The 12,718-nt window shown below is 45.6% G+C and carries 12 protein-coding genes; all 12 read right to left on the reverse strand.

Annotated features, from left to right (window positions below; all coding sequences use genetic code 11):
* Positions 1 to 8: 8 nt before the first annotated feature.
* Positions 9 to 1,116, reverse strand: a protein-coding gene (gene prfB / locus CHX35_RS01290) for a peptide chain release factor 2 (protein ID WP_140413516.1) whose coding sequence is annotated in 2 segments (ribosomal slippage) — positions 9 to 1,043 and positions 1,045 to 1,116 — 1,107 coding nt in all. Because the reading frame shifts where the segments join, the coding sequence is not laid out codon by codon here.
* 102 nt (positions 1,117 to 1,218) lie between these two features.
* Positions 1,219 to 3,771: a preprotein translocase subunit SecA gene (gene secA, locus CHX35_RS01295; protein ID WP_091832648.1), complete on the reverse strand. Its 2,553-nt coding sequence runs from the start codon at positions 3,769 to 3,771 to the stop codon at positions 1,219 to 1,221.
* Between the two features lie 213 nt (positions 3,772 to 3,984).
* On the reverse strand, positions 3,985 to 4,542 hold the full coding sequence (gene hpf, locus CHX35_RS01300) for a ribosome hibernation-promoting factor, HPF/YfiA family (protein ID WP_091832651.1): 558 nt from the start codon (positions 4,540 to 4,542) through the stop codon (positions 3,985 to 3,987).
* A gap of 200 nt (positions 4,543 to 4,742) precedes the next feature.
* Entirely contained in the window at positions 4,743 to 4,943 is a 201-nt protein-coding gene (locus tag CHX35_RS01305) for a cold-shock protein (protein WP_091832654.1), read from the reverse strand.
* A 126-nt stretch (positions 4,944 to 5,069) separates the two neighbouring features.
* Entirely contained in the window at positions 5,070 to 5,792 is a 723-nt protein-coding gene (locus CHX35_RS01310; RefSeq protein ID WP_091832657.1) for an amino acid ABC transporter ATP-binding protein, read from the reverse strand.
* A complete protein-coding gene (locus tag CHX35_RS01315) occupies positions 5,779 to 6,471 on the reverse strand; it encodes an amino acid ABC transporter permease (RefSeq protein WP_091832660.1) in 693 nt (230 codons plus the stop codon). Before CHX35_RS01315 ends, CHX35_RS01310 begins: the two co-directional genes overlap by 14 nt.
* Before the next feature lie 266 nt (positions 6,472 to 6,737).
* Complete coding sequence (locus CHX35_RS01320; RefSeq protein ID WP_091832663.1) at positions 6,738 to 7,508, reverse strand: basic amino acid ABC transporter substrate-binding protein; 771 nt, start codon at positions 7,506 to 7,508, stop codon at positions 6,738 to 6,740.
* 277 nt (positions 7,509 to 7,785) lie between these two features.
* Positions 7,786 to 8,058 carry an HU family DNA-binding protein gene (locus CHX35_RS01325; protein WP_176391821.1) on the reverse strand — a complete coding sequence of 91 codons (273 nt, stop codon included), beginning with the start codon at positions 8,056 to 8,058 and terminating at the stop codon, positions 7,786 to 7,788.
* Positions 8,059 to 8,208: 150 nt separating this feature from the next.
* A complete protein-coding gene (locus CHX35_RS01330; protein ID WP_091832669.1) occupies positions 8,209 to 8,916 on the reverse strand; it encodes a ComFC family protein in 708 nt (235 codons plus the stop codon).
* Positions 8,913 to 10,613, reverse strand: coding sequence for a helicase-related protein (locus CHX35_RS01335; protein WP_091832672.1), 1,701 nt, complete (start codon positions 10,611 to 10,613; stop codon positions 8,913 to 8,915). The genes CHX35_RS01330 and CHX35_RS01335 overlap by 4 nt, the downstream gene beginning before the upstream one ends.
* Before the next feature lie 34 nt (positions 10,614 to 10,647).
* The gene (locus CHX35_RS01340; protein ID WP_091832675.1) at positions 10,648 to 11,037 is read right to left on the reverse strand and encodes a glycosyltransferase family protein; all 390 of its coding nucleotides are present in this window, start codon (positions 11,035 to 11,037) and stop codon (positions 10,648 to 10,650) included.
* 127 nt (positions 11,038 to 11,164) lie between these two features.
* Entirely contained in the window at positions 11,165 to 12,364 is a 1,200-nt protein-coding gene (metK, locus tag CHX35_RS01345; RefSeq protein WP_091832678.1) for a methionine adenosyltransferase, read from the reverse strand.
* Positions 12,365 to 12,718: the final 354 nt, after the last annotated feature.

Genomic DNA, 12,718 nt, shown 5'->3' on the forward strand with positions numbered 1-12,718 from the left:
ATTTCACTTTATGAAACATCAATCATTTTTCTTAGGTACGCTTCGATAAAGGCATCCAGATCCCCATCGACAACACCCTGCACGTTGCCTGACTCTACCGAAGTCCGATGATCTTTCACCATACTGTAAGGATGGAAAACATAAGAACGAATCTGGCTACCCCATCCAATATCCGATTGTTCCCCCTGGATATCTTGTAGGTGTTGTTTCTTCTCTTCCAATTGCTTCTCTAACAATCGACCCTTTAGAATCTTCATCGCTCGTTCACGGTTTTTAATCTGGGAACGTTCAGACTGACAGGTAACCACCACACCGGTAGGAAGGTGTGTGATGCGCACAGCAGAATCTGTCGTATTCACGTGCTGTCCACCTGCACCACTCGAACGGTAGGTATCGATTTTTAAATCGTCCGTCCGTACATCAATTTCGACATCATCGTCAATCTCCGGAACCACATTGGCCGATACAAAGGAAGTATGGCGACGCCCGGAGGCATCGAAGGGAGAAATCCGCACCAATCGATGGACTCCCTTTTCGGCCTTCAAGTACCCATAGGCGTTGTGTCCTTTAATGAGGAGGGTTACACTCTTTACACCCGCCTCATCTCCGGGTAAATAATCGAGCGTCTCTACTTTAAAGCCACGACGCTCTGCCCAGCGAGTATACATACGCAAGAGAATTTCAGCCCAGTCCTGAGATTCGGTACCTCCTGCTCCTGGGTGAAGTTCTAATATCGCATTGTTTTTATCATAGGGTTCAGAAAGAAGAAGGTTGAGTTCAAATACATCCAGTGTCTTCTTCAGTTCGTTAACCCCTTCTTCGGCTTCATCTAGCAATGTATCATCGTTCTCTTCTGCGATTAATTCCGCCATAACAACCAAATCTTCGTGTCCGGCTTCTAACTCCTTCACACCTTGCACCTGTGCTTTTAACCGGTTGGATTCATCAATCACCTTTTGCGCATATGCCTGATCATTCCAGAACGATGGATCTGTCATTTCTCGATCCAGTTCTTCTACCCGTTTTTCTTTGTTAGGGAGGTCAAAGAGACCCCCTGATATCCGCCAAACGCTTGGCTGTATTGGTAAGCTCTTGCCGTAACTCACTGATTAACATCTCTTACCCTCTCCTTGACATTCAATACGTACCACCGGAATCATATCAAACCCAACCATAAAACACCAGGGATCAACTGATCCCTGGTGAGACCTGATAAGGTCAGCCAGTTTTCACGGCTTTACCACAACAATGTTTATACTTTTTCCCGCTACCACACGGGCAAGGCTCATTTCTCCCTACTTTATCCGATTTACGAATCGGCTCTTTTTTCGGAGCTTCAGCCTCACTACTGGGGGAACCGCCACCCGAAGTCGTTTGTTGGGTAGCCACTTCTTCTCGTTCGATCTCTTCATCCTCTTCAAACTCTGCCTTCATCACATAATGGACAACTTCTTCTTGGATTTCATGCACCAACTCTTGGAACATTTCATGTCCCTCAAATTGATATTCACGCAAAGGATCATTTTGTCCATAGGCACGTAGATGAATTCCTTCACGCAACTGATCCATTGCATCAATATGATCCATCCATTTTCGGTCGACCGTGCGAAGCATCACAACTTTAGAGAAATCCTCCATTCGCTCTGGACCTAATAATTCCTCCCGTGCCTTAAAGGCTTCTTCAAATTGCTCATAAATCTCAGTGACCAATTCTCCTTTTTCTAACCCTTCCAACTCATCCACATTAAGCTCTTCATCCTCATTAAAGAGGTTATTTCGCAGATAATCTGCAAGGGATTCCATATCCCACTCTTCTGGGAGGTCATCATCTGAGAGATGGGCATCGACCGTATGTTGCGTTAACCCTTTACCCATACCCAAAACAATTTCTCGCAGCTCTGCCAAATCACCCGTTAATACTTGCCGGCGTTGCCCATAGATAATCTCCCGTTGTTGATTGAGAACATCATCATACTGCAATACCCAACGACGAGCATCAAAGTTGTTTCCTTCCACCCGTTTTTGCGCATTCGCAATCGCTGGAGTAATGCCTGGTCCCTCAATCGGAGTATCTTCATCAATCTTCATATTCATAATCCGTGTTTGAAAGGATTCTGGTATAAAGCGACGGAGGAGATCATCCTCAAAGGACAGATAAAATTGGGAGGATCCTGGATCCCCTTGACGACCTGCCCGACCGCGAAGCTGGTTATCGATTCGACGACTTTCATGTCGCTCCGTCCCCATCACATGCAAGCCACCTAACTCATCCACACCCTCACCAAGTACGATATCAGTCCCCCGGCCGGCCATATTGGTTGCAATCGTAACTGAACCACGTTGCCCAGCTTGAGAGATAATCTCCGCTTCCTTCGCATGGTTTTTCGCATTAAGAACCTGATGCGGGATGCCCCGCTTCTTCAGCAGTTTGGAAATCTGTTCTGATTTTTCAATGGAAACGGTACCGACGAGAAGCGGTTGCCCTGTCGCATGCCGCTTCACAATTTCATCCACGACCGATTGATGCTTCCCTTTTTCCGATTTGTAGATCACATCAGAATGATCCTTCCGCTGCATCTCTTTATTCGTAGGAATTTGGACAACATCCATGCCATAGATTTTACGGAATTCTTCTTCCTCCGTTTTTGCCGTCCCGGTCATCCCCGCCCGCTTATCATACAGACGAAAATAATTTTGCAGGGTAACCGTAGCCAACGTCATCGATTCTCGTTGCACTTGCAACCCTTCTTTTGCTTCAATCGCCTGGTGTAGACCATCACTGTAACGACGACCTTGCATTAACCGACCCGTAAAGTCATCCACGATGACCACGCCATCTTCATTTACCACGTAATCATAATCCCGCTTCATAATGACATGCGCCTTAAGCGCTTGCTGGATATGATGGTTTACGGTGATGTTTTTTGCATCAAAGAGGTTTTCCACACCGAGGAAGGTCTCTACTTTATCGGCACCCTTCTCCGTAAGCGTAACACTCTTGGTCTTAATATCGACGGTATAATCCTCTTCCTCTTTCAAACGGCTGACTACCTTATCGGCTGCATAATAGAGGTCGGTGGCTTTATTGGCTTGCCCACTAATAATGAGGGGAGTTCTCGCTTCATCGATTAAGATACTGTCCACTTCATCAATGAGGGCAAAGGAGAGTTTTCGCTGGGCAATTTGTTCAGGATAAAGCACCATATTGTCCCGTAAATAATCAAAACCAAATTCATTATTTGTTCCAAAGGTAATATCCGCTTGATAAGCCTCGCGCTTTTCTTCACTAGAGAGATCAGGTAAATTTAATCCCACGGTCAAGCCAAGGAATTGAAAAACCTGACCCATCCATTCTTTATCCCGACGAGCCAAGTAATCGTTGACGGTAACAACATGCACTCCTTCACCAGACAATGCATTTAGATAAGCCGGCAACGTTGAAACCAAGGTTTTCCCTTCCCCAGTCTTCATCTCTGCAATGTCTCCATTGTGTAGAACAATTCCACCAACCAATTGGACATAGAAATGACGCATTTCCAAAACACGTTTTGCTGCCTCACGTACAACCGCAAAGGCTTCGGGCAGAAGATCATCCAAGGTTTCGCCATCAGCAAAACGCTTTTTAAATTCTTCAGTTTTCTCACGTAGTTGTTCATCGGTGAGAGGTGAAATGTCTGTTTCCAATTCCTCGATGTGATCGGCAATTCGATAACACCGCTTTAATTCTCGTTCATTCGCATTAGGCAATATTTTTCGTAATAAATTTAACATCAGCCGTCATCCCTTTCATGAGGCTCAGGTACTCATCTTAACACCCATTAGGGCATGTTTGAATTCATTTCCGAATGGATGTCCGAATGGAAGATACTATCTATTAGTTTAACAAAAAAAGGACCTCATTTTCATCTTTTCACAAAAGGTTAATCAACCACACCAAAAAGTAGCGGCCACAGCCGCTACTTTTTGGTGAAAAAGCCGCCGATCTCATTCCGGTTCGATGAGACCATATCGGCCATCATTCCGTTTGTAAACCACATTCACCTGATCCGTAATTGCATTTGAGAAGACAAAGAAGTTATGACCCAGCATATCCATCTGCATGATCGCCTCTTCCATGTCCATCGGTTTTAAATTAAAGCGCTTCGTACGCACGACTTGAAACTCATTATCCTCTTCCTCATCGAGTGTCGCTGTCTGCGCTTCAGGGGATGACCCATTTTCAAAACTACGAAGTGTGCTATCTTGCCGGAACTTCCGGTTGACCTTCGTCTTATATTTACGGATTTGGCGTTCCAATTTCTCAAGCACCTTATCAATCGATGCATACATATTCTCAGAAGCCTCTTCCGCACGAACCAAAACACCTGGAAAAGGTACAGTCACTTCCACTTTGTGTTCGTCTTTGAATACACTCATCGAAACGAATGCCTCTGTTGTTTGGGTGGAGTCAAAGTACTTCTCCATCCGGCTCAGTTTCTTTTCGACATACTCACGGAGAGCATCAGTCAACTCAATGTTGTTCCCACGCACATTATATTTCATTAAGCGATTCCCCCTCCTCGCTTTCTACTGTATGTATTCCCGTTTTTTCAGAAACATACCTCCCTTTTTGAACGAAATTTAAACAGAAATTTATGCCAATCGACACGATTCCGACAAATGGCGACAAACAAAGGGTAGCGCGTGCGTCCAAAACCAAAACCCCCCTAGTTCTCACCAGAGGGGTTGAAATCGATGTTAGATTATAGGGCCTTCGTTACATTAGAAGCTTGGGGTCCACGCGGTCCGTCTACGATTTCAAAATCTACGCTTTGACCTTCATCAAGCGATTTAAATCCTTCTTCTTGGATGGCAGAATAGTGTACGAATACGTCTTCGCCACCATCACGCTCGATAAAACCATAACCTTTTTCCGCGTTGAACCATTTAACTTTGCCCAGCATAAGAACAATCCCTTCATAATGTGATGCACATGTAAAAGAGTATGTAGCCCTTCTCCATGCCACTACACTATAGCACCCGTCTTCAGGGAAAGTCAAGGAAAAAACACTTTAATTGGAGATTTTTTCTCAGAGAACTTTACCCAGAAATGACCGAGTTCTCTCTTTTTTGGGATGAGAAAACAATTGTTCAGGTGAACCCTCTTCTTCAATGATTCCTTCATCCATAAACAATACGCGATCACATACTTCCCGAGCAAATCCCATCTCATGCGTTACCACTACCATGGTCATTCCTTCCTTTGCTAGCGCCTTCATTACTGCTAGCACCTCGCCAATCATCTCCGGATCCAATGCCGATGTCGGTTCATCAAAGAGCATCACCTTCGGATCCATCGCTAACGCACGCGCAATGGCAACCCTTTGCATCTGTCCACCTGAAAGTTGACTTGGCCAACTATTTGCCTTTTCCCGTAATCCCACTTTTTCAAGCAAGGCATATGCCTTTTCTTCAGCTTTGTCTCGCTTCCATTTACGAACCTCCATCGGGGCCAGAGCAATATTATCAATGACCCGCTTATGAGGAAAGAGGTTAAATTGTTGAAAAACCATCCCCATCTCTGTTCGCACCTTATTCATATCGGTATGTGTGCTGGTTAAATCCTGTCCATCAACCATCACTTTTCCAGCAGACACTTCTTCTAATAGGTTCATACAGCGTAACAAGGTGCTTTTCCCTGAACCACTGGGACCAATAATGGAGACAACTTCTTTTTTGCGAATCTGAAGGTCAATCCCCTTGAGCACTTCTAGCTTACCAAATCGCTTGTGTAATCCTTCAATTTGTATCATCTAGGTTACCTTCTCCTTCGGTGCTATACCGTTTTTCTAACCAGAAAACGACCCTCGACAACAGGTAGGTAAGGATAAAATAAAGCACACCGGCTGTGATATAAGGTACCCATCTCTCCCACGTCACCTTGGCAGTGGTTTGTGCAGCATAAATCAGATCATTGACCGCAATCACACTGACAAGGGATGAATCCTTAAGCAACGCGATAAATTCATTCCCAAGGGGAGGAAGCATACGTTTAAAGGCTTGCGGCAAAATAATATGGCGCATCGCTTGTGTATGCGACATTCCTAGAGAACGTGCCGCTTCCATTTGACCTTTTTCGACCGATTGTATACCCCCGCGGAAAATTTCCGCAATGTAGGCACCTGCGTTTAAAGAAAGGGCAACAAAACCCGATAAGATTGCATCTGGACTACTTAATCCAAAAACCTTCGCTACCTCTGGCAGAACAGCAAAGTGAATAAATAGGATCTGTAATAAGAGAGGCGTTCCTCGAAAAATATCGATATACAATTTTGCCGGGAAATAAAGGACTAACTTCTTCGATAACCGCATCAACCCCAATGACAACCCAATCACGAGACCCGTCAATACTGCCCCAATTGTTAATATGGTTGTATAAAATAGCCCTCGGATGAACAAATCCTTATACTCCACGATGACAGACCAATCCATGAGGCATCCCCTTTTCCTCAGATTAAAAATGGTGGATAGCAGTTTTTTCTTTCTCCAAATGTAAACTTATGCACAGAGTTATCCACAGTATCCACACTCCGAAGGAAGCCCTTCAATGCAAATGCAGATTTTGCAAACCGTGTGGTTGGATAGTAAACCGGTGTCATTCCCCTCCGATTTCTAGAATAGCTTGTCCTACTCTCACCCACTTCAATAAAGAGGGAATAATACAGGGAGTGCATCGCACTCCCTGTATTATTGGAGAATCACTTCTTCTCTCCGAAATATTGGGTGTAAATTTCATCATAGGTACCATTACTCTGGATTTTCTTTAAGCCTGCATTAATTTTATCTAGCAATTCCTTATTGCCTTTTTTAACAATGATTCCGTAATACTCGGGCTCAAACGATGGATCCTCCACCATTTGAAATTGATTCTTCATCCGATTCTTCAAGTAATCCTTAACCACTCCATCATCGGCTACGACTGCATCAACACGTCCATTATATAAATCATCAATAGCCCCTGGAGTATCCTCATACCCCTTCAGCCCCTGATAGGTTTTCCCAAAGGTTTTTTGAACGACGGCTTCACCTGTCGTACCCGATTGGACACCAATTTTTTTTCCTTTAAGCTCTTTCAACCGTTTTATCTTGGATGATTTGGGCAAGAGAATGGTTTGTTTAGCATCAAAGTAAGGTTTTGAAAAATCGAATTTCTTTTGCCGCTCAGGATTGATCGTCATGGCTGAAATACCTGCGTCCACTTTGCCACGCTTCACTGCTTCAAATAACGGATCCCAACCCGTGTGCTGAACATGAACTTTTAACCCTTCAGCCTTTGCAATGGCTTTTATAATGTCCACATCAAAGCCTGTGATTTCCCCGTTACCCTTTTGTTTTTCAAAGGGGGGGTAGGCTGCATCCGTTCCGATTTCCAATACATCCTTTGATCCACCATCATTGGACTGCCCACAACCAGAGATCAGTGTGACCATGAGTAGTAAGGGAAGCCATAGTAACCGACGTTTTTTCATGGGTAACGCCTCCTTGACAGGTAGAGTGATTCGAAACATTCTGTGTTCAACCTCACTAATTAGGCTTTCTTTTCCTCATCATGATCATTGAATCGTACAACAATGATCATCCGTTTACCCTCTTACCAATATCCTCCTAAACCTGTTCTTTGATTGAATGTTTGGATAGCAGTCCATTTTTTTAATTTTCGTTTACAGGTGGTTTCTTGTCAACCAAAAAACGCCCCCATCTTCTGACAACAAAAAAACCGCCTATGGAGTAGGCGGTAATAAAGGCTTAATTGACAGCTTCTTTTAATTGTTTGCCAGGCTTAAATGCTGGGACTTTGCTCGCTTCAATTTGAATGGCTTCTCCCGTTTGTGGGTTACGTCCGGTTCTAGCCGCCCGTTCCCTTACTTCAAAATTTCCAAATCCGATCAGCGAGACTTTCTCTCCTTGGCGTAATGCCTCAGAAATGCTATCCAAAACGGCTTCCACCAATAGCGTTGTCTCTTTCTTTGTCTTTCCCATCGATTCTGCAACCTGATCGATCAATTCCGCTTTATTCAACGACATACACTCCTTTTCCGTAAATGGTAGTTTAGGAGAACTCTAATTTCATTTCTTCCCTAATAACCGCGCACCTATACCTTTTTTATTGCCTTTTCATTCGCCTCTCCCTCTATCTGAACTAGCAATCTTCAGGATTGAACTTCCCCATTAACGCGCCAGGGTCAATGAGTACACCTTGTTCGCTCCAGCCTTTTTCAAGGTCCTCGCACATTCTAGTAAAGTCGCACCCGTCGTATAAACATCGTCAATCAAAAGCCAATGCTTTGATCGGACATGACGCTCCAATCCCTCTTTTAATACAATCGCACCCACCAGTGTTTGTTGGCGTGCTCGCTTCCCCCGACTACTTTGGGCAGGGGTCTCAATCACCCGCTCCAGACAATGAGCCAAGGGAAGCGAGACACGCTTTGCAATCTCCTGTGCAAGCATCTCTGCTTGATTAAACCCCCGCTCAAATAGACGAGTCGAATGGAGAGGAACAAATGTAATGCTATCCACACACCATCGTGCCTCTAAAAGGGTATGGACCATCATTTCAGCCAAGGGTGGAGCTAAACTTACCTGACCTTGGTACTTCAATCGATGAATACACGCTCGTGAGTATGTAAGATAGGAGAGGCTACTTCGATTAGCTGTAAGGGGAGGATTAGTTAATTTCTTGCAATCCCAACACAACTCGCTGACCAACTGTGCTCGTCCGCAGCGGGGACAAATTGTTCCCTGAATAGGAGCCAAGCGCTCGATACACGGCGAACAGACCCTTCGCCAAATGGGTGCCCACGCGGGGGCGGAATGAGGAGAATCACATAGGCGACATTTCGGGGTATGAAACAGGGTTTCCCACCAGCTTCTCACGGAATTTCTCCCTCCTCTTTATACTCTTTTACAAGATACCCACAACGCTTTGCTAATTGATTTAACGCGACAATCTCACGTAACGCATCCTTTTGTACATCCGTATAAAGCGTAGTAAAGAAATGTACTTCGCCAGCGCGATACGATGAGGAGCGCCCTACTCGACCGGCAATTTGTATCAGGGATGCTTGGTCAAAAATCGGATGATCCGCACCCAAAACAGCAACATGACATCGCGGAACGGTTACGCCTCGTTCCAAGATCGTCGTGGTAACCAGTAACCAACGCTTCCCATGACGAAATTCGGCAATTCTCTCCCCTCGGGCTTCTTCTCTTCCTGAGACAACGCTACATCCTTGGTACAAGGTAGAAGGAAGCGCATTCTTTAACCAACGAAGGAGTGTCTTTGCATCCTTCACCCGCGGAACAAATAATAGCGCTTGCCCCTTCTTTTCTACCACCTGATCAAGGAAAGAGAGAAGAGAAGGGATTGACTTACCTTGTTGCAAGCGTGCCCACAATGATCGCTTCTTGATCAGCTTTGGAACAGGTAGAGGATAACCGTGATAACGAACGGGGAGGGTCACCGCCGTCAGTTCCCCCGCTTTCACCTGTTTCTTCCATGGTGTAGCTGGGGTTGCTGTTACTGCTACTCTCTTACCGCCAGCCGCCGTCGCTCGTATCACAGCCGCTTCCCATATGGTATCCCCATACAGGGGCCATGCATCGGCTTCATCAACCACCACCAGATCAAAAAATTGATAGAAACGAATCAATTGGGGCACTGTTGCAATAAATAACTGCCCGATTTCCCAAACCTCCTGGCTCTCCCCATGAAGAGTCACTTGTTTAACCCCAGGAAAAGCCTGTCCAAGACGCTGTGACAGTTCTTTAATGACATCTCGTCTTGGCGCCGTCCATAAAACCGTTCCACCCGAAGCCAATACGCGCTGAAGAACAGGTAAAAGCATTTCTGTTTTCCCAGAACCCGTCACCGCCCATACAAGTAATTCTGATCTTGTGCTGGAGAACCAACGTTGACAAGCTTCCATCGTATCTCGTTGTGCCGATGTTAACGGCGGTGAAATGAGTCGTATCCTTTGCACCCCTTTTTGTTCGGAAGTGAAAGGGATCCGTATCAAGGGAAGACATGACCGGCTTCCGCCAAGCATCACACAGGACTCACAAAGTAAACAAGGACCATTGCAACGTGCACACGCCACCTGTTGAATTCGTCTCTGACCGCCACCGCAACGCAAACATTGACGGTTTTTCGGCGCCCTTGTTTGAGTGACTCCAGGAAGAAGTTCGGCACGTCCCGTCAAATGAAGCCACTGCACGGTGGATCGTAATTTATCCTCCCTCACCTTTGCTCCTTGTTGATAGGCTACGAAACTCCGTACTTCTGGCCATAATAATGACCTTCCAGCTAACCATCTCTGTAATCGTTGTGCTCGATACTCGAGATGCTGGATTGGTTGCGCTCTTCCTTTCCAATCTTCCATTTCCAAAGCAGTTGCTGAAATAGCGTTACGAGAGTATGGCTCTCCAATCCACTCATAGGCTTGTCCAAGGGATGGAAACCGCACCCCACCCCCCACGATTTCCACCCCTTGCATTCCCCAAAAAAGCTGATCAATGGTTCGGTCAAGAGTTATCCAAGATGATCCCTTCACTTGATACACCATAACCTCCATATTGGATCTCCTCTCTCCGCCCCATTCCCTTCGATTAGTTATACGTAAAACACTCCCGTTGGTTTCGACAGCGTAAATCAATTACCGATGCATCTTGTCCCCAAAGAGACGGATGCGTCATCGCACCTCCAGAAAGAATACGAATCTCTAATGATGGATAATAGTGTTGCAACCTCATTAAAATCGATTGAGTATCATCCGACGACCCCGTATCTACACAAACGACCTCCGCTCGACAGCCAAGAGCCTGTTGGCGAAGAAAGTAGGCCCGAATTACACCTTCTATGGCACCCTGGCTATTTTCCGTCATTAAAACAAGGCGATGGGTACCTGGACATAGTTTATAACTGAATATTCCGCTAAAAAGGACCAAAAGACACCTTAGCACACCGTAAACCACAACCGTCCACAGAATTAGTGCCATGGGATATGCCCTCCTTTTGCCCCTAGTATATGCACCACTGAACATGGGTGTTCAAGGGGTACAATCCACGAGAACACCCATATAAAAAACCGTAGCCCAGGGCTACGGTTTTAACTGTTCTTCTTAATTAAAGAGAGGATTCTTTGCGAAGAACTTCCGCAAGATCGGTTTTCTCCCAAGGGAGTTCGACATCCGTACGACCAAAATGACCGTAAGCTGCTGTCTGACGGTAGATTGGGCGGCGCAGATCCAATTGACGAATAATTCCTGCCGGCCGCAAATCAAAATGCTTGCGAACCAAGTTGACCAATTCTACTTCGTCTACTTTACCTGTTCCAAAAGTTTCCACACGAATAGAAACTGGACGGGCAACCCCGATAGCATAGGCCAGTTGCACTTCACATTTGTCAGCCAGACCCGCAGCAACAATATTCTTTGCGACATAACGAGCCGCATAGGCACCTGAGCGATCAACTTTCGTCGGATCTTTACCAGAGAAAGCACCGCCCCCATGGCGTGCATATCCACCATAGGTATCCACAATAATTTTGCGACCGGTGAGACCCGCATCCCCCATCGGCCCCCCAATAACGAAGCGGCCCGTCGGGTTGATAAAATACTTAGTGTTCTCATCCAGCATGGATTGTGGTACAACAGGCTCGATCACGTGTTTTTGAATATCTTCTTTAATCTGGCCAAGGGTAATCTCTTCCGCATGCTGCGTAGAAACTACCACCGCATCAATGCGCACGGGTTTATTGCCTTCATATTCTACAGAAACTTGGGTTTTTCCATCTGGACGTAAATATTCCAAGGTGCCATCTACCCGTACCTCATGAAGGCGACGAGCCAATTGGTGAGACAATGAGATCGGCAAAGGCATAAGCTCAGGGGTTTCATTGACAGCAAACCCAAACATTAGCCCCTGATCCCCAGCACCAATGGCTTCGATTTCTTCTTCACTCATCGAACCTTCCCGTTTCTCCAACGCCACATCAACACCCGCGGCAATATCCGCAGATTGCTCATCAATCGAAGTAAGAACGGCACATGTTGCAGCATCAAAACCGTATTTTGCCCGTGTATAACCAATATCACGGATGGTATCACGTACAATCCGTGGAATATCTACATAACAATTCGTCGAAATTTCTCCAGCCACCAAAACAAGGCCGGTGGTTACCGACGTTTCACAAGCGACACGAGCATTGGGGTCACGAGAAAGAATTTCATCCAAGACGGAATCGGAAATCTGATCACAGATTTTATCCGGGTGACCCGCCGTCACCGATTCCGAAGTAAATAGACTGCGACGGGTGTGATCCATCAGAGCAGCTCTCCCTTCAACTCAATCATTCCAAAGAAAAAAAGACTCCCCAGTATAACATGGTATTAGCGGACATTGAGCCCTCTAAATAAAGGGTCCGTTATCATTTGAAATCCATTTTTAGAATACATGATCCCTATCAACATGGCAAGTAGGGAGACTATTCTTCCCAGTTCCCCCATCTTTGTCAAACTGTCGGTTTCTATGAATATCCTCACCCCATTGATAACTTGACATATGCCCACAAAAATCCCCCCTTGCTTATACAAGAGGGATGTACGCCGTTATCACACCTATGTGAGCAAAGAGCCTGTTCTCTAAATCGAACCCTCCTGTGCAATCGACGTAAAATCT

Source organism: Marininema halotolerans (assembly GCF_900116235.1).
In the GTDB taxonomy this organism is placed as follows: domain Bacteria; phylum Bacillota; class Bacilli; order Thermoactinomycetales; family DSM-45169; genus Marininema; species Marininema halotolerans.